At 75.4% G+C, this 20,909-nt stretch carries 24 protein-coding genes; 16 read left to right on the forward strand and 8 right to left on the reverse strand.

Features of this window, described 5'->3' with window-relative positions; all coding sequences use genetic code 11:
* Positions 1 to 48: 48 nt before the first annotated feature.
* Both ACFPK1_RS15620 and ACFPK1_RS15625 read right to left on the reverse strand, forming a co-directional pair.
* Positions 49 to 963, reverse strand: a complete 915-nt coding sequence (locus tag ACFPK1_RS15620) for a sulfite exporter TauE/SafE family protein (RefSeq protein ID WP_378021846.1) — start codon at positions 961 to 963, stop codon at positions 49 to 51.
* Positions 964 to 1,244: 281 nt separating this feature from the next.
* Entirely contained in the window at positions 1,245 to 1,739 is a 495-nt protein-coding gene (locus ACFPK1_RS15625; RefSeq protein WP_378021847.1) for a hypothetical protein, read from the reverse strand.
* A 116-nt stretch (positions 1,740 to 1,855) separates the two neighbouring features.
* On the opposite strand from ACFPK1_RS15625, the gene ACFPK1_RS15630 reads away from it, so the two are divergent.
* Positions 1,856 to 2,548: a response regulator transcription factor gene (locus tag ACFPK1_RS15630; RefSeq protein WP_378021848.1), complete on the forward strand. Its 693-nt coding sequence runs from the start codon at positions 1,856 to 1,858 to the stop codon at positions 2,546 to 2,548.
* A complete protein-coding gene (locus ACFPK1_RS15635) occupies positions 2,545 to 3,942 on the forward strand; it encodes an ATP-binding protein (protein WP_378021849.1) in 1,398 nt (465 codons plus the stop codon). The genes ACFPK1_RS15630 and ACFPK1_RS15635 overlap by 4 nt, the downstream gene beginning before the upstream one ends.
* Here the strand turns inward: ACFPK1_RS15635 and ACFPK1_RS15640 are convergent.
* Positions 3,920 to 4,636: a PP2C family protein-serine/threonine phosphatase gene (locus tag ACFPK1_RS15640; protein ID WP_378021850.1), complete on the reverse strand. Its 717-nt coding sequence runs from the start codon at positions 4,634 to 4,636 to the stop codon at positions 3,920 to 3,922. The two genes, ACFPK1_RS15635 and ACFPK1_RS15640, sit on opposite strands and share 23 nt — an antisense overlap.
* Before the next feature lie 365 nt (positions 4,637 to 5,001).
* Between ACFPK1_RS15640 and ACFPK1_RS15645 the strand changes: the two genes are divergently transcribed.
* From ACFPK1_RS15645 to ACFPK1_RS15660, 4 genes are all read left to right on the forward strand, one after another.
* Positions 5,002 to 5,310, forward strand: coding sequence for a DUF4333 domain-containing protein (locus ACFPK1_RS15645; protein WP_378021851.1), 309 nt, complete (start codon positions 5,002 to 5,004; stop codon positions 5,308 to 5,310).
* Between the two features lie 48 nt (positions 5,311 to 5,358).
* Positions 5,359 to 6,087: a sulfite exporter TauE/SafE family protein gene (locus ACFPK1_RS15650; RefSeq protein WP_378021852.1), complete on the forward strand. Its 729-nt coding sequence runs from the start codon at positions 5,359 to 5,361 to the stop codon at positions 6,085 to 6,087.
* A 141-nt stretch (positions 6,088 to 6,228) separates the two neighbouring features.
* Positions 6,229 to 6,735, forward strand: coding sequence for an STAS domain-containing protein (locus ACFPK1_RS15655; protein WP_378021853.1), 507 nt, complete (start codon positions 6,229 to 6,231; stop codon positions 6,733 to 6,735).
* Positions 6,732 to 7,070 carry a hypothetical protein gene (locus tag ACFPK1_RS15660; protein ID WP_378021854.1) on the forward strand — a complete coding sequence of 113 codons (339 nt, stop codon included), beginning with the start codon at positions 6,732 to 6,734 and terminating at the stop codon, positions 7,068 to 7,070. Before ACFPK1_RS15655 ends, ACFPK1_RS15660 begins: the two co-directional genes overlap by 4 nt.
* Positions 7,071 to 7,077: 7 nt before the next feature.
* Here ACFPK1_RS15660 and ACFPK1_RS15665 read toward each other — a convergent pair whose 3' ends face one another.
* A complete protein-coding gene (locus tag ACFPK1_RS15665) occupies positions 7,078 to 7,710 on the reverse strand; it encodes an L-threonylcarbamoyladenylate synthase (protein WP_378021855.1) in 633 nt (210 codons plus the stop codon).
* A 206-nt stretch (positions 7,711 to 7,916) separates the two neighbouring features.
* Here ACFPK1_RS15665 and ACFPK1_RS15670 point away from each other — a divergent pair, with 206 nt between their 5' ends.
* The gene (locus ACFPK1_RS15670; RefSeq protein WP_378021856.1) at positions 7,917 to 8,471 is read left to right on the forward strand and encodes a hypothetical protein; all 555 of its coding nucleotides are present in this window, start codon (positions 7,917 to 7,919) and stop codon (positions 8,469 to 8,471) included.
* Positions 8,472 to 8,488: 17 nt separating this feature from the next.
* Positions 8,489 to 9,703, forward strand: a complete 1,215-nt coding sequence (locus ACFPK1_RS15675; protein WP_378021857.1) for an amidase family protein — start codon at positions 8,489 to 8,491, stop codon at positions 9,701 to 9,703.
* Here ACFPK1_RS15675 and ACFPK1_RS15680 read toward each other — a convergent pair.
* The 3 genes from ACFPK1_RS15680 to ACFPK1_RS15690 form a co-directional block, all read right to left on the reverse strand.
* Complete coding sequence (locus ACFPK1_RS15680; protein ID WP_378021858.1) at positions 9,682 to 10,296, reverse strand: hypothetical protein; 615 nt, start codon at positions 10,294 to 10,296, stop codon at positions 9,682 to 9,684. The two genes, ACFPK1_RS15675 and ACFPK1_RS15680, sit on opposite strands and share 22 nt — an antisense overlap.
* Before the next feature lie 278 nt (positions 10,297 to 10,574).
* Positions 10,575 to 10,832 carry a DUF202 domain-containing protein gene (locus tag ACFPK1_RS15685; RefSeq protein ID WP_378021859.1) on the reverse strand — a complete coding sequence of 86 codons (258 nt, stop codon included), beginning with the start codon at positions 10,830 to 10,832 and terminating at the stop codon, positions 10,575 to 10,577.
* A gap of 108 nt (positions 10,833 to 10,940) precedes the next feature.
* Positions 10,941 to 11,123: a putative leader peptide gene (locus ACFPK1_RS15690; protein WP_378021860.1), complete on the reverse strand. Its 183-nt coding sequence runs from the start codon at positions 11,121 to 11,123 to the stop codon at positions 10,941 to 10,943.
* Positions 11,124 to 11,143: 20 nt separating this feature from the next.
* Between ACFPK1_RS15690 and ACFPK1_RS15695 the strand changes: the two genes are divergently transcribed.
* From ACFPK1_RS15695 to ACFPK1_RS15715, 5 genes are all read left to right on the forward strand, one after another.
* On the forward strand, positions 11,144 to 12,988 hold the full coding sequence (locus ACFPK1_RS15695) for an alpha/beta hydrolase (protein WP_378021861.1): 1,845 nt from the start codon (positions 11,144 to 11,146) through the stop codon (positions 12,986 to 12,988).
* Positions 12,985 to 13,743 (forward strand): CPBP family intramembrane glutamic endopeptidase, encoded by a 759-nt coding sequence (locus tag ACFPK1_RS15700; RefSeq protein WP_378021862.1) that lies wholly within the window; start codon positions 12,985 to 12,987, stop codon positions 13,741 to 13,743. The genes ACFPK1_RS15695 and ACFPK1_RS15700 overlap by 4 nt, the downstream gene beginning before the upstream one ends.
* Before the next feature lie 26 nt (positions 13,744 to 13,769).
* Positions 13,770 to 14,807: a magnesium and cobalt transport protein CorA gene (locus ACFPK1_RS15705; protein ID WP_378021863.1), complete on the forward strand. Its 1,038-nt coding sequence runs from the start codon at positions 13,770 to 13,772 to the stop codon at positions 14,805 to 14,807.
* 7 nt (positions 14,808 to 14,814) lie between these two features.
* Entirely contained in the window at positions 14,815 to 15,567 is a 753-nt protein-coding gene (locus tag ACFPK1_RS15710) for a class I SAM-dependent methyltransferase (protein WP_378021864.1), read from the forward strand.
* 113 nt (positions 15,568 to 15,680) lie between these two features.
* Entirely contained in the window at positions 15,681 to 16,094 is a 414-nt protein-coding gene (locus ACFPK1_RS15715; protein ID WP_378021865.1) for a hypothetical protein, read from the forward strand.
* On the opposite strand, the gene ACFPK1_RS15720 is transcribed toward ACFPK1_RS15715, so the two are convergent.
* Positions 16,079 to 16,369, reverse strand: a complete 291-nt coding sequence (locus ACFPK1_RS15720) for a DUF1540 domain-containing protein (RefSeq protein WP_378021866.1) — start codon at positions 16,367 to 16,369, stop codon at positions 16,079 to 16,081. The genes ACFPK1_RS15715 and ACFPK1_RS15720 overlap by 16 nt on opposite strands.
* Before the next feature lie 286 nt (positions 16,370 to 16,655).
* Between ACFPK1_RS15720 and ACFPK1_RS15725 the strand changes: the two genes are divergently transcribed.
* The 3 genes from ACFPK1_RS15725 to ACFPK1_RS15735 are packed head-to-tail and all read left to right on the forward strand — an operon-like array spanning position 16,656 to position 20,904.
* A complete protein-coding gene (locus tag ACFPK1_RS15725; RefSeq protein WP_378021867.1) occupies positions 16,656 to 19,034 on the forward strand; it encodes a xanthine dehydrogenase family protein molybdopterin-binding subunit in 2,379 nt (792 codons plus the stop codon).
* Positions 19,031 to 19,936: a 5-oxoprolinase subunit B family protein gene (locus ACFPK1_RS15730; protein WP_378021868.1), complete on the forward strand. Its 906-nt coding sequence runs from the start codon at positions 19,031 to 19,033 to the stop codon at positions 19,934 to 19,936. Before ACFPK1_RS15725 ends, ACFPK1_RS15730 begins: the two co-directional genes overlap by 4 nt.
* Complete coding sequence (locus tag ACFPK1_RS15735; RefSeq protein ID WP_378021869.1) at positions 19,933 to 20,904, forward strand: 5-oxoprolinase subunit C family protein; 972 nt, start codon at positions 19,933 to 19,935, stop codon at positions 20,902 to 20,904. Before ACFPK1_RS15730 ends, ACFPK1_RS15735 begins: the two co-directional genes overlap by 4 nt.
* Positions 20,905 to 20,909: the final 5 nt, after the last annotated feature.

Here is a 20,909-nt window from a genome sequence, read left to right on the forward strand (position 1 = left end):
ATCCGACCGAAGGTGCCCTTCGCTCAGAACACACCGCGGCGCCGACGATCAGGCCTGCGCGGCCGGGGTGCCGTCGTCCTCGACGACCGCGGCCTCGTTGAGCTCGCGCTCGCGGCGGGCGGTGCGGACCGCGAGGACGATCGCCCCGATCCACAGCACCGCCAGCACCAGGAGCACGACGGTGACGATGGTCGAGTCGACGTCGATGCCGTTCAGGAACGTGCGGGTATTGGTGATGATGATCAGGCCGCCGGCCCCGGTGCCCAGGACGCGGGCGGGCAGCAGGCGCACGATGTAGGCCGCGAACGGGGCCGCGATGACGCCGCCGATCATGAGGGCGAGCACGACCGTGAAGTCGATCTCCTCCGAGGCGAGCGCGAACAGGAAGCCGATGCTCGCGGCGAGGGCGACGACGAACTCCGAGGTGTCGACCGACCCGACGACCTTGCGCGGCTCGAGGCGACCCGAGGCGAGCAGGCTGGAGGTGGCCACCGGGCCCCAACCCCCGCCGCCGGAGGCGTCGAGGAAGCCCGCGATCAGGCCGAGCGGGCCGAGGAACTTGCCGCTGGGCTTCGGCCCGGACACCACCCGCTTCGCGACCGCGCGGGAGCTGAAGCGCAGCAGCACGTAGACGCCGAGGGCCAGCAGGACGAGCGCCATGTAGGGCTCGGCGCTCTCGGTGAGGTTGACCAGGACGTAGGCGCCGAGCACGGCGCCGACGGCGCCGGGCAGGGCGAGGATGCCGACGACGCGCCAGTCGACGTTGCCGAAGCGCCAGTGGGACGCCCCGGAGGCCAGGGTGGTCCCGACCTCGGCCAGGTGGACGGAGGCGGAGGCCACGGCGGGCGCCGTCCCCACCGCCAGGAGGACCGACGTCGACGTGACGCCGTAGGCCATGCCCAGCGATCCGTCGACGAGTTGGGCGATGAGGCCCGCGAGGGCGAACAGCAGGAACGTACGCACGTGATTCCTCGGGTGGGGCAGGGCGAGCCCGCGCGCCCGCACACCGGGGCATCACGACGCCCGGTCGGGGCTGGGGACCCGCGACCGGACTGCAGGGGACGGTCAGCGGCGGGGCGAGCAACACCCGGCCGAGGAGACGCGGAGCAGATCCACGTGCGCGCGGCGCACGAGGAGGACACCCGCGTCGGACATGGGCACCATCGTCACACGCCGGCGTGACATCCGACAGCGATCGTGCTCACCGCCGTGACGGCCGCCACGCCGGCGTGGACGACGGGGGGTCAGCCCGGCACGCCGGGCTGGACCGGGGGCGCCGGCTGGACGGGCTGGCTGGGCTGGGCCGGCTGGGCGGGCTGGGTCGGCTGGGCGGGCTGGGCCGCCCCGGGGACCGTCTGCACCGTCGCCCCCGGCGCCACCTGCACCGTCGCGCCGGGCTGGACCTGCACGACGACGGGGCCGGACGCGCCACCCCTCGCCTGATCACGCCCGGGCCCCCCGGGCGCCCCGTGCGGCCCCCGTCCCTCGGCGCTCGTCCCGGGCCCCCCGCGGGGGCCGTCGCCGCGCGGTCCGTCGCCACCCGGGCCGCCGACCGTCGCCGCCAGCACGGCACCGGAGAGCAGCACGCCGATCAGCAGCCCGACGACGCCGGACACGACGACGGCGGTGCGCCGGGTCCAGCCCGACGGGCGCGTCGTGCGCTGCCAGCGGGTGGGCGGTCCGGCGGGCTGGGCGTTCTCGGGATCGGTCGGCCGGGTCGGCGGGTCCTGCTCGCTCATCGTGGTGTCTCCACTCCTGCTCGGGGACCACCGACGATCGGCGCCGGGCCTGAACCGGACCTGAAACACCGGGGGTCTTCAGCGACGGTTCAGGACCGGAGGGCCAGGATCCCGTCGTGGGCGGGACCTGGGGAACGGCGGCACGCGTGGTCGTCGTCGAGGACGAGGCGGCGATCCGCGAGTCGGTGGTCGACGCGCTCTCCGACGCGGGCTTCCGCGCGGTCGGGCGCGCCGACGGCACGGGGCTCGAGGAGCTGCTCGACGGCTTCCGGCCCGACCTCGTGGTCCTCGACGTGATGCTGCCCGGCCGCGACGGCTTCGCGCTGCTCGACGTGGTGCGCGCCCGCACCGACGCCGGCCTCGTCCTGCTCACCGCCCGCGACGCGCTCGCCGACCGCCTGCACGGCCTCGACGGCGGCGCCGACGACTACGTGGTCAAGCCGTTCCTGCTCGCCGAGCTGGTGTCGCGGGTGCGCGCGGTGCTGCGCCGGCGGGGGCGGGTGCCGACGGCGATGACGGTCGGCGACCTCGTCGTCGACGACGAGGCGGGCACCGCCACCCGGGCCGGCGCCGTCCTCGACCTCACGGCCACCGAGCTGCGCCTGCTGCGCTACCTCGTCGAGCAGCGCGGCCGCACGGTGACGAAGAACCAGATCCTCACCCAGGTCTGGGGCTACGACGCCTACGACCCCAACCTCGTCGAGGTCCACGTGTCCGCGCTGCGCCGCAAGCTCGAGGCGCACGGGCCGCGGATCGTGCACACCGTCCGCGGTCTCGGGTACGCGCTGCGGCCGGGGGAGGGGGCGTGACCGCCGGCCTGCGCCGGCGCTGGACCTCGGCACGCTCGCTGCGCTTCCGGGTCACCGCGCTCGTGCTGCTGGTGGTGGCGCTGGCGCTGGTGGTGATCGGGGTCGCCGTCGACCTCTCGCTGGACGCCCAGCTGCGCCGCGACCAGCAGAGCAGGCTCGACGACCGCGCCGCCCGCGCCGGGCTGCTCGTCGCGTCGGGGACGACCGGGGTGCCGCTCGTGGACGCCGTCGACGGCCAGGGCATCCGGGCGGTCCTGCTCGACGCGTCGGGCCGGCGGGTCGTGGGCCCGACCGACGACCTCGGCCCGCCCGGGCGCCCGCCGGGGCCGGGCGCCGGCCCGGACCGGGGCCGGCCCGACCGCCCGTCCCGGGACCTCGCCCGCACGGTCGGGGTGCCCGACGGCACCCGGCTCGTGCTCACCGTGGAGCGCGGCGAGAGCGACGCCGTGCTCGCGCGGCTGCGCGTCGTCATGGTCGGTGTCGGGGCGCTCGGGCTCGGCGCGGTCGCGGTGGCGCTGCTGGCCGTGGTGCGGGTGGCGCTGCGCCCGCTCGACGACATGACGGCGCTGGCCAACGACATCGCGGCGGGCGACCGGGGGCGCCGCCTGCATCCCGAGCGCACCGACACCGAGCTGGGCCGCACGGCCGCCGCCTTCGACGGGATGCTCGACGCGCTGGAGACCGCGCAGGTCCGTGCCGAGGACGCGGCCGCCGAGGCGCGCCGCTCGGAGATCCGCACCCGGCGCTTCCTCTCCGACGCCGCCCACGAGCTGCGCACCCCGGTGACCGGCGTGCAGACCCTCGCCGAGTCGCTCGTCCGCCACCCCGACGCCGACCTCGCCCGCCGCGAGCGGATCGCCACCACCCTGGTCCGCGAGACCCGCCGGGCCGGCGCGCTCGTCGCCGACATGCTCGAGCTCGCGCGCATCGAGGACGGCGCCCCGCTGGAGCGCCGCGAGATCGACCTCGCCGAGCTCGCCGCCGCGGAGGCCGAGCGCACCGCGCTGCTCGCGCCGTCGCTGACCGTGGAGGTCGTGGGCCCGCCGACGCGCGCGCTCGGTGACCCGTCACGGATCGCGCAGATCCTGGCGAACCTGCTCGAGAACGCCCGCCGTCACGGCCCGGCGGACGGGACGGTGCGGATCGAGGTGTCGTCCGGCGACACGGCCGTGCTCGACGTCGTCGACGAGGGACCCGGCATCCCGCCTGCCGAGCGGGAGCGGGTGTTCGACCGGCTCGTCCGCCTCGACGACGCCCGCACGCGCGACGCCGGCGGGGCCGGGCTCGGCCTGCCGATCGCCCGCGCCCTGGCCCGCGCGCACGGCGGGGAGCTGCGGGCCGTCGACAGCGAGCGCGGGGCCCGGCTGCGGCTCACCCTCCCGCCGGCCCCGTGAGCACCAGGGCCGTGGCGTTGTCGGTGGTCCCGGCCGCCGCGGCGAGCCCGACGATCCGCTCGGCGCGCTCCGCGGCGCTCCCGCCCCCGGCGAGCGCCGCCGCCAGCGCCGGGGCGGCGACGCTGCGGTGCACGCCGTCGCTGACCAGCAGCACCGTGCCCGGCTCGTCGACGACCGCGATGCCGACCTCCTGCGGACGCACCGTGCGGACGCTCACCGTCAGCACGTGCTCCAGGCGCGGGTGCACGTGCAGGCCGCGCGCCCGCAGCTCCGCGGCGACGGTGTGGTCGGCGGTCAGCGTCCGCAGCGAGCGCCCGTCCCAGGCCAGCGCCCGGCAGTCGCCGACCCAGGCCAGGCGCCAGCGCGGGTCGCCCGCGCCGGGACCGAGGGCGACGACGGCGGCCGCGTCGCCGGGGACGAGGTCGTGGGTGCTGGTCAGCAGGTCGTGCGCCGCGAGCAGGGCGACGTCGGGGCGGCCCTCCAGTGCGGCGACCCGGACGGCGTGGTCGGCGACGAGCCGCGCGGCGAAGCCGGCGCCCTCCGAGTCGCCCACACCGTCGGCGACGGCCGCCGCGAGGCGACCCGTCGGGCCGCGGTAGACGGCGGCCCCGTCGGCCTGGTGGCGCCGCGGGCCCCGGCGCGACGCCCACGGCGGGGCGCCGTCGGGCCGGGAGGCGGTGGCGGCAGCGTTCACGGCGTCCTCCTCGCGCGGACGGCGGACGGGTTCCGGCGTCGAGGACCCCAGGCTCGGGCCGGACCCTGTCCTGCCGCTGTGAGCGGGATGAGGACCGCTGGTGGGTGCGCGAAACTCTGAGATGACTCTGACGGAGTAGTAAGACCGCTTGCTCGTCGCTCTCCGTGTTCTATGCTCCTCGTACCCGCCGAGGAGCGACCGGAGCTCCGAAGGGTCCCGATCCCGAGGAGTTCCCCATGTCGCAGCAGGCCCCGCCGCCCCCCGCCGGCTTCCCGTACCCCCCGATGCCGCAGGGACCGGCCGGGATGCCCTACGGCGGCCCACCCCCGGCTCCGGGATACGGTGGTTACCCTCCGCCACCACCCGTGCGCAAGAGCAAAGCTCCCAAGATCATCGGGATCGTCGTGGGCAGCCTGGTCGCCGTCGTCGTGGCGCTCTTCGCCCTCGTCATGGTGTTCGGCAACCCGGTCGTGACCGCCGACCAGGTCGAGCAGCAGATCGCCCAGCAGTACGGGGTCGCCCCGTCCGCGGTGAGCTGCCCGTCGTCGCTCGAGGGCGAGGTCGGCGCGCAGATCACGTGCACCGGCACCGACGCGGGCCAGACCACGACGCTGCTCGTGCAGGTCACGGGCGTCGAGGGCGACACCGTGAACTTCAGCATCACGCCCCAGTAGCACCGGCGGTCATCATGGCCGCATGACGCCGCCGTCCCCCTCGCGCCCGTGAGCGCGGCGGGGACGGCGGCGCTCGTCGTCGGTCCGGTGCTGCTCGGCGCGATCACCCAGCGCACGACCGGGCTCGGGCTCGCGCTCGTCGGCGGCCCGTTCCTCGTGGCGATCCTGGGTCCGCGCGACGGGGTGTCGTTCGGCAACGCGCTGCAGGTCGTGCTGTGCCTGATCGTCCTCGTCCGCACCTACCGGGGCGTCGACGTGCGCGCCACCGGGCTGCTGCTGGCCGGGGCCGTGGTCGCCGTGCCGCTCGGCGCGCTCGTCGTCGACGCCCTGCCCGAGGGGCCGCTGCTGGTCGTGGTGGGCCTGCTCGCGCTCGCGGCCGTCGCGCTCTCGCTCGTGCCGCGGCTGGGTGCCTGGCTGCACGGGACGCCCGGGGCCCTGACCGCAGGCGCCGTCGCCGGGTTCGTCAACGTGACGGCCGGTGTGGGCGGGCCGGCGCTCTCGGCCTTCGCGCTGGCCCGGCGGTGGAGCATCGAGGTCTTCGTCCCGACCGCCCAGGTCGTCCTGCTCGTCATCAACCTCGTCGCCCTGGTGAGCAAGGGCGCGCCGGATCTCGGGGGCGCGGTCTGGCTCACGGGGCTCGCCGGGATCGCGGTCGGGGTGGTGCTCGGCGACGCCGTGCACCGCCGATTGTCGGCGGAGACCGCGCGCCGGGCCGTCGTCGCGCTCGCGCTGGTCGGAGCGTCGGCGACGGTCGTCCGGGGCCTGATGCTGCTCTGAACGGGCCATCGCGGGGCGTGACCGAGCGAGCGCCCACGGTGGACAGGGTCGCGCCTCGCGGGCACAGTGACGGGAGCCACCGCAGCTTCACCCCCTCGAGGCCCGCGGACACCCGCCCTTGGAGGAGAGGTGGCTCTCGCCATGAAGGGGCCCCGTACCCACGGCCACCAGGCCGCGCCCTCGTTCACCGTGCTCGACGGCGACGGGAGACCCGTCGCCGACCCCGACGGCGTGCTCACCCCGGGCCTGACCGTCGCCCCGACCCAACCGCGCCGCGGGCTCGTGCTCGTGCGCGTCCTCGGTGAGGTCGACATGCTCACCGCCCCGCGCCTGCGCGACGTCCTCGACGGCGCGCTGCGCGCGGTCGCCGACGAGCGCGACGGCGGGCCCGACGTCACCCTGGGCGGCGAGCCGCCGTCGGTGGTCTGCGACCTCGAGGGCGTCACGTTCCTCGGGGCCTCCGGCCTCGACACGTTCGCCGCGGCCCACGAGACCGCCGTGGCGTGCCGGGTCGACCTGGTGCTGGTCGCCTCCCACCGCACGGTGGTGCGCCCGCTGCACGTCACGACCCTCGACCGCTGCCTGACCGTGCTGGCGAGCCATCCGGCCCTCGGGGGGCGGCTGCCCGTCGGGCAGGGCACGCGGTGACCGCCGCGACCCGCCCGGGCGCCGAGTCGTCCTCGGGGCAGCCCCCGGAGCTCGCTCCGGCGATCCGGACCGCGCTCGGCCACCTCGCCGACCTCACCGACCCGTCGCCCGCGGTCCTCGACGGCCGGCTCGACCAGATGCTGCGCGCCGCGGTCGTCGCCCACACCGGGCGCGTCTCGCGAGGAGCTTCTGCCGCGGACGGGCAGCGGCTCGCGCTGGACGAGGTGGCCGTCGCGGTGCGGACCGCGTGCGCGCACCTCGCGGCGCGGGAGCTCGAGGACGCCTACCTGGCGCTGCGCGCGGCGGCCGACCGGCTGCCCCGCGCCGTGCCCTGACCGCGCGTCACCACTCGAAGCCCTCGCCCGCGCCCTGCCGGATGAGCTCGGGCTCGTCGCCGGAGAGGTCGATGACCGTCGTCGGCTCGGTCCCGCACTCGCCGGAGTCGAGGATCGCGTCGAGCTGGTGCCCCAGGCGTTCGTGGATCTCCCAGCCTGACGTCATGGGCTCCTCGGTGTCGGGCAGGAGCAGGGTCGACGACAGCAGCGGCTCGCCGAGCTCCTCGAGGAGCGCGTCGACCACCGGGTGCTGCGGGATCCGCACGCCGACCGTGCGCTTGCGCGGGTGCAGCAGCCGGCGCGGCACCTCCTTGGTCGCCGGGAGGATGAACGTGTAGCAGCCCGGCGTCGCCGCCTTCACCGCCCGGAACACCGGGGTGGAGATGCGGACGAACTGCCCGAGCTGCGCGAAGTCCCGGCACACCAGCGTGAAGTGGTGGCGGGCGTCGAGCCGCCGGATGGCCCGGATGCGCTCGAGGCCCTCCCGGTTGCCCAGCATCGCGCCCAGGGCGAAGCACGAGTCGGTGGGATAGGCGATCAGCCCACCCTCGCGCAGGAGGTCCACCGTCGCGCGGATCGCGCGGCGCTGGGGGTTGCGCGGGTGCACCTCGACCCAGCGCGCCGTCGTCGTCGCCGCCATCGGCGCAGCGTAGGAGCACGGCACGCGGCGCGGAACTCCCCGTTCCCGGCCACGACGGGCATCGGGTGCCGGGTCGAGTGGGTTGAGGGAGCCCGGAGCGGGGCACTCCGGACCACGTCGTGACCGGAACGAGACCTACAGGGTGCGAGACCGAGACGCCATTCCCCCGTCCGGAGGATGGTGGTCCCGCCGGAGGAGGAACTCGCATGGGTGCCCACCGCATCGACCACGCGATGACGATCGACGCTGCCCGCCCCGTCGGCCGGCGGCCCGGCGTCGCCCGGCTGCTCGGGCGCGGCGCCGTCGCCACGTCCGCGGCGCTCGCGCTCGCCGGCTCGGGCGCCGGGCTCGCGCTCGCCACGCCGGGCCACGGCCACGGCGACGACGCCCCCGGCAACTCCGAGAACGCCCCGGGGCACGCGGCCGGCCACTCCTCCGGACACGGGCACGGGCAGCGGTCCGCCACCGAGTGCGACACCGGCGACGGACTGGTCGGCGGCCTGCTCGGCGACCTCGGTCTCGAGGGCGGCAGCAGCCGGACCGCGTGCGACGGCCAGGACTCGAGCAGCTCCTCGACGAGCAGCTCGTCCGACTCCGACAGCTCCGACGGCGCCGACGGCTCCGGGGACTCCGACGGCTCCGGGGGCAGCACCCAGCAGGCGAGCTCCTCGAGCACCGTGCAGCGGACCCCGCAGGCCGACCCGGCGGACGAGCCGCCGGAGCTCGGTGAGACCTCGGTCCTGCCCATCCCGAGCTCGTAGCGGTCAGACTGCGGGCCGTGGACACCGCGGAACTCGTCACCCCCTGGCGGCTGGTCGACGCGCACGACGCGGGTGAGGCGGCCCGCCGGCGCATCGAGCGGATCGACGACCGGGTGCGCGCCTGGGTCGGGCTGCTCCCGCCCGCCGACGGCGGCCCCGGCCCGCTGGCGGGCGTGCCGGTCGGTGTGAAGGACATCATCGACGTCGCCGGGGTACCGACCGTGTGCGGTTCGCCGACCCGTGCCGACGCCCCGCCGGCCGCGGCCGACGCCGCCGTCGTCCGGATGCTGCGCGACGCCGGCGCGGTGGTGGTCGGCAAGACCGTGACCACCGAGTTCGCCTGCTTCGACCCGGGCCCGACCCGCAACCCGCACGATCTCGCGCGCACGCCCGGCGGCTCGTCGAGCGGGTCGGCGGCGGCCGTCGCGGCCGGCATGGTGCCGCTCGCGCTCGGGTCGCAGACCGCCGGCTCGGTGGTCCGCCCGGCCTCGTTCTGCGGGGTCGCCGGGCTCGCCGTGACGCGCGGGACCCTCCCGGTCGACGGCGTCCACCCGCTCGCGCCGAGCCTCGACACCATCGGCCTGCTCGCGGCCACCGTCGAGGACGTCGCCCTGGCCCGCGCGGTGCTCTCCGGCCGCGATCCCGCCGCCGCACCCGCCCGCGCGCCCCGGCTGCTCGCCTGGGACGGCACCGACGTCGCCGACGTGTCGCCGGCGATGCGGGCGGCGCACGCCCACGCCGTCGACCGGGCGCGCGACCGCGGGGCGCAGGTCACCGCGTGGGACCTCGCCCTCGCCGCGGCGGTCGCCGACCACCACACGGTGATGGCCGCCGAGGCGGCGGGCGTGGTGCCCTCGGTGCCAGGGCTGGGCGAGCGCCTGACGGCGATGCTGGCGGAGGGGCGCACCGTGCCGGACGACGTGCTCGCCGGCGCCCGCGAGCGCGCCGCCGCCACGCGCGCCACGGCCCTGGCGCATCTCGCGGACGCCGACGCCGTGCTCGTGCCCGGCGCGCTCGGTGTCGCGCCGCTCGCCACCGAGGGCACCGGCGACCCGGTGCTCTCCCGCCCCTGGCACCTGCTCGGGCTGCCCGCGCTCGCCGTGCCCGGCGTGCGCGACGACGCCGGCCTGCCGCTGGGCCTCGCGATGATCGGCCACCCCGACCGCGAGGACGCGCTGCTCGCCGCGGGTCGGTGGCTGGAGGGCCTGCTTCAGGCCGACGGGGCCCCGTAGAACACGGTGTCGAACTCCTCGAGGCTGCGCACGGCCAGGGGCGCTCCGGCGTGCTGCCCGGCCCGCTCGCGCACCCCGGCGGTGGCGCTGCGGGCCGCCACCAGCGCCGCGCGATCGGCGTAGATCGAGCCGACGACCGCGCGGCCGCGGGCCCGGTCGATGAACAGGGTGCTGCGACAGAACCCCGGGATGGCGTCGAGCGACGGCGTGACGGCGCGGAAGGCCTCGATCCGGACGTCGCTCTCGGAGGGATCGAACTCGACGACCAGGCGGCGCATCGCCGATCCGGGGCCGGGCTCGCGGACCTGGTGCGCCAGCGCCACCTCGAAGATCTCTGCGCCGAGCGTGGCGGCGAACGGGAGCAGCAGCTTGGCCCGCTGCTCACGGACCGTCTCGTCACTGGCCCGGCAGGACTCCTCGGAGTCCCAGAACGAGCCGATCAGCAACTTGCCCAGCTCGGCGTCGACGAAGACGGACATCCCGGCGAAGCCGGGCTGCCCGCTCAGCAGGTCGTGGCCCTGGACCCGGGTGGCGGTCACCGCGTCGTCGAGCATGGCCGGATCCCCGGTGGCGAACGTGTGGCGTGCGTACATCACGGTTCCTTCCCTCGCCTGGCTCCCCGGGGCCGTGCAGGGCGGGCGTGGTCCTGGACGCCCGTCGCGAGGTCCGGCCGCTGCCCACCGGCGCTGTCGTGTCCGAGTGCGGGCCCGTGCTGCCCGGAGCGCTCGACCCCGACGAGGTCACCACGGTGAGCCCCTCCGGTCCCGACGTCCATCACGCAGCGGGACCAACCGACCGGGGGCGACGTGGGCCGGACAGGGGCATCGGCCACGCTGCTGCGACCTGACGGGACGGAGCGTGTCCGTCGTGGCTATCGCGAGCCCCGCCGCCACCGCCGGACGCCTTCGACGGCCGCCGCGGCGCATCCGATCATCAGCGCGCCCGACACCACGGTCACCAGCACGGTCGCTGTGCCCGGCGGCACCAGCGCGAGGGGCACGAGCCCCACGAGGAACAGCGCCAGCGACAGGCGGAACCACGCGAGCAGGGTGCGCTCGGCCGCCAGCAGCCAGCGGACGTCCGGCGGCTCCGGCCCGGCCTGCGGCGGGCGCGTCGGGGGTGCGGACACGGGGTTCTCCTCGGGCGAGGGGAGGAGCGCGCACCACCGGGGGTGCGTCGCGCGGGCTGGCGTCCGGGCGGGCCGCGGGGCGGCGTCGGGCGGGGCCGACGCGCGCGCCTAGCGACCCCGGCGGCAGATCGCGCTGGCGACGCGCGCGAGGTCGACGTGGCGACGGGCCACCAGTCGCAGGCTCAGCGCGGGCACGTCCCCGACGGTGCCACGCCCCGCTGCGAGGGGCCAGCGCCGGCGGGGACGGCGTCCCGGCGGGAGATCACCCCCGCCGCGCGGACCGGCTTGCACGGCGCGGGAGGCTGGGAGCCGTGGCGGACCACGAGAGCCGGACGACGGCCGGGACCTCGCGCCACCCCGACGCCGACGAGGGCCTCGACACCGCGTTCCAGCGGGAGTTCGAGGAGGAGCTCGATCACCACCACCTGTGGCACCGCGACGGCGCGCGCCACCAGTTCGGCGGCGACTCCCCGCTGCTCCCGCCGCGCCTCGCGTCGCTGGTGCGCTACGTACCGCGCGCGCACCCGGCGGGCTTCGTGCTCGGCACCGCGTTCGCGCTCATCTCGCTCACCCCGTCGCTGATCCCCCGGGACTACCTGTTCCAGGGGCTCGCCACCGGGATCTCGGGCGGGCTGGGCTACGGGCTGGGCGTGGCGTTCGCCTGGCTGCTCGGGCGCACCGCGCGCTGGACCCGCCTCACCGACCGGCTGCAGCGCGCGGCGCCGCAATGGTTCACGCCGGGCACGTGGCTCGTCCTCGTGGTCACCGCGGCGGTGGCGCTGCTCTGGATGCTCCTCGCCGGGGCCGCGTGGCAGCGCCAGGTCGCCGCGCTCATGGGCATCGCGCAGCCGACCACCGACGGGTGGCTGCGCGCCGGGCCGGTGGCGGTCGTGGTCGCGGGGCTGATCGTCGGGTTCGGGCGCGGCGTGCGCTGGCTCGCCGGCCGGGCCGCCGACCTGCTCCGGCGCCGCGCCCACCTGCCCGCCCAGGTCGCGACCGTCGTCGGGACGGCGCTCGTGGTCGTGCTCGTCGCGACGATCATCGACGCCCTGGTCCTGCGCACCGGCCTGCGGCTCGCCGACGCCGCGTTCAGCGCCACCAACGCCCAGACCTACCCCGGGGTGGTCGCGCCGATCTCCCCGCTGCGCTCGGGCTCGCCGGCCTCGGCCGTGCGGTGGCAGACCCTGGGCCGCGAGGGACAGGACTTCGTCGCCGGCGGGCGCCCGCTCGCCGAGCTCGGCGAGGCCTCCGGGCGGCGGCCCGTCCCGCCGATCCGCGCCTACGTCGGGCTGATGTCCGCGCCCCGCCCCGAGGAGCGGGCCGCCCTCGCCGTCGCCGAGCTGGAACGCACCGGCGCCTTCGGTCGGGACGTGCTCGCCGTGGTGACCACCACCGGCACCGGCTGGATCGACGACCCGGTCGCCGACTCGCTGGAGATGATCTGGGGCGGGAACACCGCGATCGTCGCCACCCAGTACTCCTACCTCCCGAGCTGGCTGTCGTTCGTGGTCGACCGCTCGCGCGCCGAGGCCGAGGGGCGGGCGCTCTTCGACGCCGTCCACGCCCGCGTCGAGGCGCTGCCGCCCGACCGGCGCCCGCGGCTGCTCGTGTTCGGCGAGAGCCTCGGCTCGCAGGGCTCGGAAGCCGCGTTCTCGAGCGTGGACGACGCCCGGGCGCAGGCCGACGGGGTGCTGTGGGTGGGGCCGCCGAACTCCAACCGGCTCCACGCGGCGCTCACCGCGCGCCGCGACCCCGGGTCACCCGCCGTCCTCCCGGTGGTCGACGGAGGGCGTGATGTCCGGTTCGGGTCGACCGCCGAGGACCTGACACGCCCACCGGGGGTGTGGTCTCCACCACATGTGGTCTACCTGCAGCACGCCTCCGACCCCATCGTCTGGTGGACCCCGACGCTGCTGTGGCACCGCCCCGACTGGCTCGCCGAACCCCGAGGTCGGGACGTGTCCGAGGCCGTCGACTGGTACCCCGTGGTGACGTTCTGGCAGGTCACGATCGACCTGACCAACTCGCTGTCGGTGCCCGACGGGCACGGCCACCAGTACCGCGACGTGATGGTGGGCGGGTGGCTCTCCGTGGGTACGCCGCCGGGGTGGACCGATGCGGACACGCAGAGGGTGGCAGGCATGCTGGGCTGGTGACCGCTCCCCAGCACACGGCCACGCCCGCCTGCCCACCGGCCGGGGACGCCGAGAGCGAGCCCGCCGCGAAGCCCGTCCACTGGCGACGGCTCGCCCCGCCGGCGGCCCTCGCGCTGCTCCTGCTCACCTGGGGCAACCTCGCGCTCCCGGCCCTGCCCGCCGACCCGGTGCTCAAGGCCGTCTTCAACGTCGGCGGGGTCGCGGCCATGGTCACCGTGGCGCGCCTGCTCGGCCTGACCTGGCACGACCTGGGTATCGGCCGCGGCACCTGGGGGGCCGGGCTGCGCTGGGGCGGCGCGGCGATCGCCGTCGCGGTGCTCGGCTACGGCGCCGTGCTCGTCGTCGCCCCCCACCTGCTCGAGAACCCGCAGCTGGCCGGCGCCTCGCCGGGCGCGCTGCTGCTGCGCGGCCTGGTCCTCATCCCGCTGGGCACGGTGCTCGCCGAGGAGCTCGCCTTCCGCGGCGTGCTGCAGGGGCACACGGTGCGCTCGCTCTCCGCCCGCGTCGCGCTCAGCGTCACCGCGGTCGCGTTCGGCCTCTGGCACCTGACCGTCGCGATGGGGCCGTCCGCGGTGCCGCTGCCGCCGACGCTGCAGTGGACCTCGGCCCTGGCCGTCATCGCCGTCACGGTCGTCGGCGGACTGGCCCTGGGCTGGCTGCGCCACCGCACGGGCTCGGTGCTCGCCCCGATCGGGTTGCACCTGGGCACGAACGCGGTCGGTCTCGTCGCGGCGGGGGTTGCGCTCGCGCACTGACGCGGAACACACGCGACAATGCGCGGATGACCGTCGTCGACAACGCGGTGTACGTGCACGGCGAGCGGGAGAGCGAGCCCGACTCCCTCGACTGCACGCTCGAGCTGCTCCGCAACCGGGAGGGCGCCCCCTCCGACGACGAGGGTTTCGCCTGGATCGGCCTGCTGCGTCCCGACGCCGACGAGCTCGACCGGCTGGCCCGCGAGCTGTCGCTGCCCGCGCTCGCCGTCGAGGACGCGGTGAACGCCCACCAGCGGCCCAAGCTCGAGCGCTACGACGACGTGGAGTTCGTCGTGCTGCGCCCCGCCTGGTACGTGGACGAGGACGAGGACGTCCAGGTCGGCGAGATCCACCTCTTCCTGGGCCGGGACTTCGTCGTCACCGTCCGGCACGCCGAGACGCCCGAGCTGTCGTCGGTGCGCTCGCGCCTGGAGGCCGACCCCGCCCTGCTCGCCCAGGGGCCGCGCGCGGTGCTCTACGCCGTGCTCGACCGCGTCGTCGACGACTACCGGCCCGTCGTCCGCGGGCTGCGCAACGACATCGACCAGATCGAGACCCAGGTCTTCGGCGGCGACCCGAGCGTCTCGCGGCGCATCTACCAGCTCTCCCGCGAGGTCATCGAGCTCCAGCGCGCCGTCGACCCGCTGCACGACGTCCTCGAGGGCCTGCTCGCCGAGACCACCGACGACCCGGACGGGGTCGCCCTGCACCGCGGGCTGCGCGACGTCGCCGACCACGTCGCGCAGACCAGCGAGTCCGCGGACAACTTCCGCCAGCTGCTCGGCAACATCCTGCAGGTCAACGCGGCGCTGGTCGGCCAGCGGCAGAACGAGGAGATGCGCCGGCTCTCCGAGACCAGCCTCGCCCAGGGCGAGGAGGTCAAGAAGATCTCGTCCTGGGCCGCGATCCTGTTCACCCCGTCGCTCATCGGGGCGATCTACGGCATGAACTTCGAGCACATGCCCGAGCTCGCCTGGACGCTCGGCTACCCCTTCGCCCTGGGGCTGATGGTGCTGGTCTCGCTGACGCTCTACCTCGTCTTCCGCAAGCGCGGCTGGCTGTGACCCGCGCATGACCCGCCCGGAGCGGGCGCGCTCGTTCGGCGCCGCCGCCGACGACTACGACCGCCTGCGTCCGGCTCCCGTCCCCGCCGCGCTGCGCTGGCTGCTGCCCGCGGCCGAGGTCACGGTGCTGGACCTCGGCGCCGGCACGGGCCTGGTGTCCCGCGCGCTGGCCGCGCGGGGCGTCGCCGACGTGGTGGCCGTCGAGCCGGACGAGGCGATGCGCGCGGTGCTCGCCGCCCGCAGTCCCGGCGCGCGGGTGCTCGCCGGGACGGCCGAGGACATCCCGCTGCCCGACGGGTCCGTCGACGCCGTGCTGGCGTCGTCGGCGTGGCACTGGTTCGACCCGGACCGTGCGACCCCCGAGATCGCCCGCGTGCTGCGCCCCGGCGGGGCGCTCGGCCTGCTGTGGAGCTTCGCCGACCCGACGACCGACTGGGTCGCGGAGCTGCGGCACATCCAGCGCGCCGACGACGCCGACGACGAGGACTCGACGTCGGGCGTGCGCGCGGGCTTCACGATCGAGCTGCCGGCGGGCGCCCCGTTCGGTCCCGGCGCCTCGGAGGTCTTCCGGCGCCGCACCTGGATGGCCGCCGACGACGTCGCGGCGATGCTGGGGACCTACTCGACCGTGCTGACGCTGACACCCGAGGAGCGGGCGGAGGTGCACCGGCGGGCGCGGGAGGTGGTCGCGCGGCGGGTCGGCACCGATCCGGTGCGGGTGCCGTTCGCGACGGCGGTCTGGCGGGCGTTCCGGGACTGATCCCCGGACGGATCCTCCGGGATCGGACATCCGGACGAGATGCTCACTCGGCCTCGACGTCGGCGGGCAGGCGAGGTTAGCCTCCCCTCACTGAACGAGGAGGTCGGCGAAGAATGACGCTGCGACTGCCCACGGCCGAGGTGACCGTGCTGCTCGGTGAGCCGATCGTGCGTCGGCGCCTGATGGCGATGTTCGACGACTCGTCGCCCACCATCCGGCGGGTCACGGTCGACCCGTCGACGGGGGTGACCGAACGGCGCCGCTGCCTCGAGGAGGCCGGTGACGCCGCGATCGTGCTAGTGGACCGGGTCACCGAGGGGCTCGACGCCACCGGGCGACGTGCCGTGCTGGGCGCGCTCGCCGGGCTGGCCGCCCGCGGTGCGGCGGTCCTGGTCGACGACGACGACAGCGTGGCCGCCCTCGCCGTCGCCGACGAGACCCTGCGCGCCGACCCCGTCCGCGGGCTCGTGGTGGAAGCCGCAGAGAGGTCGGTCGCGCCGCTCGAGGAGCTCTACCGCGCCTCGTAGGTCAGGCAGTCGGCGACGTCCTTGCCCGAGCCGATCTGCACCGACGACGCGGTGCACTCGAGCTTGTCGTTGAACTTGCACTCCGACCGGTGGCAGGCGCCGACGACGCCGTTGGCGTCCACGCCGCCCCGGAAGGAGATCTCCACGAAGGTGCCGCAGGCGGCGTTGTCGCCGGCGATCGTGATGGCGGCCGCGTGGCAGGCGGAGTCCTCGTTGTAGGCACACGAGGTCGCCGAACAGTTCTGGACCGTGGGCAGGCTCTGGGTCGAGGTCATGGCCCAGATCGTGGCCGGTCGATCGGGCCTCCCGCCACGCAGTGAAGGCTGCCCTGACCAGGCCGGATGCACCCCGGGGCCGACGGCGACCAGGAACGATGACAGCGACACCCGCGCCAAACAAGACCTAGTGTGACCACCGTCACAGTCGCTGGCACCCATCCGGGCCTGTCGGACCAAGGTTCCCCTGTCCTCACCCGGGCTCGTGATCACGGGGACTTCCCAGAACGGATCAAACGGTCCACGGTGACCCACACCACCACCGCCGTCGACGGGAGCGCCCACGGTGACCGACACCGTCCAGAAGCCCATCACCCACGTCGGACGGAGCCTGCCGCGCCGGGAGGACGAGGCCCTCCTCACCGGCCGGGGCACCTGGACCGACGACATCGCCCCGCTCGGCACCGTGCACCTCGCGCTGGTGCGCAGCCCCGTGGCGCACGCCCGGATCACGGCGATCGACACGGCGGCCGCGCGCGAGCACGCGGGGGTCGTCGCCGTCCTCACCGGGGCCGACCTCGCCGGCGAGTTCGCCATCGGCATCCCGTGCGGCTGGCCGGTCACCGAGGACATCCTCGTCCCGGACCACCAGCCGCTCGCCCTCACCGAGGTCAACCACGTGGGCGACGCCGTCGCGGTCGTCGTGGCCACCGGCGCGGCGGCGGCGCGGGACGCCGCGGAGCTCGTGGTCGTCGACTACGACGAGCTCCCCGCCGTCGTCGACATCGAGGCCGCCCTGGCGCCGGACGCGCCGCTGGTGCACGAGGAGTTCGGCACCAACCACTGCTACACCTGGCCGCTCGCGGTCGGCGACGTCGACGCGGCCCTGGCCGAGGCGGACGTCGTCGTCGAGGGCCGCTACATCCAGCAGCGCGTGATGGCCTCGCCGATGGAGCCGCGGGCCGTCGTGGTCACCCCGGACGCCGTGGGCGGCGGGTTCACCATCCACACGTCCACCCAGGTGCCGCACTTCGTGCGCGACCTCCTCGCGCTGATGACCGGTATCTCCGACACCAAGCTGCGCGTCGTCGCCCCCGACGTCGGCGGCGGCTTCGGGGCCAAGCTCAACGTGTACGCCGAGGAGGCGCTCGCGCTGGTGCTCGCCAAGCGCCTGCGGCGGCCGGTGAAGTGGACCGAGACCCGCTCGGAGCACCACATCGCGACCACCCATGGTCGCGGGCAGGTCCAGTACATGACGGTCGGCGCGACGCGCGACGGCAAGATCCTCGGCATGAAGGTCCGCCTCGTCGCGGACATGGGCGCCTACCTGCAGCTGCTGACACCGGGCATCGCGGTGTTCGGGGCGTTCACCTACTGCGGGCTCTACGACTTCGGCGCCTACGACTTCTCCTGCCAGGGCGTGTTCACCAACCTCACGCCCACCGACGCCTACCGCGGCGCCGGGCGCTCGGAGGCCGCCTACGCCCACGAGCGGGTGCTCGACGACCTGGCCCGCGCGCTGGAGATGGACCCCGCCGAGCTGCGGCTGCGCAACCTGCACCCGCCGTTCTCCGAGCCGCGCACGGTGCCCTCGGGCGTGCAGTACGACTCCGGCGACTACGAGCCCTGCATGCGCCGGGCGATGGAGCTCGTCGACTACGACGGGCTGCGGGAGGAACAGCGGCGCCGCCGGGCCGCGGGGGAGGCCGTGGAGATCGGCATCGGCATCGGCAACTTCACCGAGTCCGGTGGGCTCTCCCCGTCCAAGGTCGCGGCCGGGGTCCGGCTGCAGAGCGGGGGCTGGGAGGCCGCGACGGTCCGGATGACGACCGCCGGGCGCGCCGAGGTCGTCACGGGCACGAGCCCGCACGGGCAGGGCCACGAGACGGCGTGGGCGCAGATCGTGGCCGACTCGCTCGGCATCGACCCCGCGGACGTGGAGGTGTTCCACTCCGACACCATGATCGCCCCGTTCGGCCGCGACACCTACGGCTCGCGCAGCCTCGCGGTCGGCGGGTCGGCGGTGTACGGGGCCGCGGAGAAGGTCGTCGACAAGGCCCGCAAGATCGCCGCGCACATCCTCGAGGCGTCCGAGGACGACCTGCAGTTCACCGGTGGCGTCTTCTCGGTGGCGGGCACCTCGGGCCCGTCGGTCACCATCCAGGAGGTCGCGGGCGCGGCGTCCCTGGCCGCCGACCTGCCCGAGGGCATGGAGCCCAACCTCACCGCCGACCACCACTTCGACCCGCCGAACTTCACCTGGCCGTTCGGCACGCACATCGCGGTCGTCGAGGTCGACACCGAGACCGGGATGACCACGGTGCGGCGCTTCGTCGCGGTCGACGACTGCGGGCGCATCGTCAACCCGCAGATCGTCGACGGGCAGCTCCACGGCGGCATCGCCCAGGGCATCTCCCAGGCGCTCTACGAGCACGCCACGTTCGACGAGGCGGGCCAGCCGACGGCCGCCACGCTCGCCGACTACGCCGTGCCCGCCGCGAGCGACCTGCCGGGCTTCGAGCTCGACCAGACGGTCACGCTCTCGCCGACCAACCCGCTCGGGGCCAAGGGCATCGGGGAGTCCGGCGCGATCGGCTCGTCGCCCGCCGTGGTGAACGCGGCGATCGACGCGCTCGCCGCCCGCGGGGTCACCCACCTCGACATGCCGCTCACGCCGCAGCGGGTCTGGCGTGCCGTCGTGGATGCGGCCAAGGTGATCGCATGACCGGCGCCACCACCGACACCGAGACGCGGTACGACTTCGGGGGCGACGAGTTCGTCTACGTGGAGCTCTCGGCGGCGATGAGCCTGCCGGTCCACTTCACGTCGCTGGCGATCACGCGGCGCCTGGCCGAGGAGGCCATCCCGGGCGTCGAGGAGATCGCGCCGTCGAACGCGTCGTACATGGTCCGCGTCGACCCCGACCGCCTCGACCCGCGCGACCTCGTCCGCGAGCTGCAGCGCATCGAGTCCGAGGTCGGCGGGCTCTCCGACGACCTCACCATCGCGTCGCGCATCATCGACGTGCCGATCATGCTGAACGACCCGTGGACCCACGAGGTCCTCATGAAGTTCCGCGACCGCCACCAGGACCCGACGGGCACCGACCTCGACTACGGCGCCCGGATCAACGGCTACTCGTCCACCGAGGACTTCATCGACGCGCTCGCCGCGTCGCCGTACCTGGTGACGATGATGGGCTTCGTGCCCGGCCTGCCGTGGTGCTTCCAGCTGGTGCCCCGCGAGCGGCAGGTCGAGGTGCCCAAGTACATCCGCCCGCGCACCGAGACCCCGGAGCGCGCCTTCGGGTTCGGCGGCGCGTTCGCCGTCATCTACCCGGTCAAGGGCGCCGGCGGCTACCAGCTCTTCGGCTCCGCGCCCGCGCCGATCTTCGACGGCGAGCAGCGGCTGCCGGACTTCGCCGAGAACGACTCGGTGGTGTTCTTCAAGCACGGCGACGTGATCAACTATCGGCGCGTCGACCAGGCCGAGTACGACGACGTGCGCGCGCAGGTCGACGCCGGCACGTGGCGCTACTCGTACAAGGAGCTCGAGTTCTCGCCGAGCCGGTTCCTCGCCGACCCGGACGGCACCAACGCGGCGATGAAGGAGGTGCTGTACGGGTGAGCATCCTCGTGCGGGATCCCGGGCTCGAGACGACGGTCCAGGACACCGGGCGGCTCGGCTACTACAGCATCGGCTTCCCGCCCTCGGGCGCGCTCGACTCGTTCGCCTACCACGTCGGCAACGCGCTGGTCGGCAACGAGCCGGGCGCCGCGGCGCTGGAGGCGGTCTACCTCGGGCCGACGCTGGAGTTCACGCAGGACACGGTGATCGCCGTGACCGGCGCCGACATCCCGGCGTTCGTCGACGGCGAGGAGATCCCGCTCTGGGAGTCGGTGGCCGTGTCGTCGGGCTCGGTGCTGTCGTTCGGGCAGCTGCGCGCGGGGGCGCGCCCCTACGTGGCCGTCGCCGGCGGCATCGACGTGCCGCTGTACTACGGCAGCCGCTCGACCTACACGCTGGTGGGCATCGGCGGGTTCCAGGGCCGCGCGCTGCGGGCGGGCGACGAGCTCGCGATCGGCTCGGACGCCCGCGACCCCCGCGCCGGCCGGCGGATCGGCGCCGACGACGTGCCGGTGCACCCGTCGACCGCCGAGGTGCACCTGCTGGTCGGCCTGCACAGCTACCGGCTCACCGAGGACAGCCTCGCGCGGTTCACCGACACCGAGTGGAAGGTGACCCCGGACGCCAACCGGGTCGGCTACCGCTTCCGCGGCGCCGAGCTGGAGTTCGTGCCCCGGGAGCAGCCCTTCGGCGCCGGCAGCGATCCCGCCAACGTCACCGACTGCGGCTACCCCGTCGGGTCGGTGCAGGTGCCCGGCGGCGTCGAGCCGATCGTGCTGCTCCAGGACGCCGTCACCGGCGGGGGCTACGCGACGCTCGGCACCGTCGTGTCCGTCGACCGCGACCGGCTCGCCCAGACCAAGACCGGCGACAGGACGCGCTTCGTGCCCGTCGACCTCGACGGCGCCCTGCAGGTCCGCCGCGACCGCCACGCCGCGCTCGACCGCATCCGTTCCGCGCTCACCTAGTTCGA

The sequence above is a fragment of the Actinomycetospora rhizophila genome, from assembly GCF_042657905.1.
Taxonomy (GTDB): Bacteria; Actinomycetota; Actinomycetes; order Mycobacteriales; family Pseudonocardiaceae; genus Actinomycetospora; species Actinomycetospora rhizophila.

Bases quoted from the DNA above. Each gene is read 5' to 3' on its own strand.
- ACFPK1_RS15655 (WP_378021853.1), top strand. From the start codon at position 6,229: ATGAAGGGGCCCCGTACCCACGGCCACCAGGCCGCGCCCTCGTTCACC.
- ACFPK1_RS15670 (WP_378021856.1), top strand. From the start codon at position 7,917: ATGGGTGCCCACCGCATCGACCACGCGATGACGATCGACGCTGCCCGC.
- ACFPK1_RS15710 (WP_378021864.1), top strand. From the start codon at position 14,815: ATGACCCGCCCGGAGCGGGCGCGCTCGTTCGGCGCCGCCGCCGACGAC.
- ACFPK1_RS15720 (WP_378021866.1), bottom strand. From the start codon at position 16,369: ATGACCTCGACCCAGAGCCTGCCCACGGTCCAGAACTGTTCGGCGACC.
- ACFPK1_RS15715 (WP_378021865.1), top strand. From the start codon at position 15,681: ATGACGCTGCGACTGCCCACGGCCGAGGTGACCGTGCTGCTCGGTGAG.
- ACFPK1_RS15680 (WP_378021858.1), bottom strand. From the start codon at position 10,296: ATGTACGCACGCCACACGTTCGCCACCGGGGATCCGGCCATGCTCGAC.
- ACFPK1_RS15625 (WP_378021847.1), bottom strand. From the start codon at position 1,739: ATGAGCGAGCAGGACCCGCCGACCCGGCCGACCGATCCCGAGAACGCC.
- ACFPK1_RS15665 (WP_378021855.1), bottom strand. From the start codon at position 7,710: ATGGCGGCGACGACGACGGCGCGCTGGGTCGAGGTGCACCCGCGCAAC.
- ACFPK1_RS15705 (WP_378021863.1), top strand. From the start codon at position 13,770: ATGACCGTCGTCGACAACGCGGTGTACGTGCACGGCGAGCGGGAGAGC.
- ACFPK1_RS15730 (WP_378021868.1), top strand. From the start codon at position 19,031: ATGACCGGCGCCACCACCGACACCGAGACGCGGTACGACTTCGGGGGC.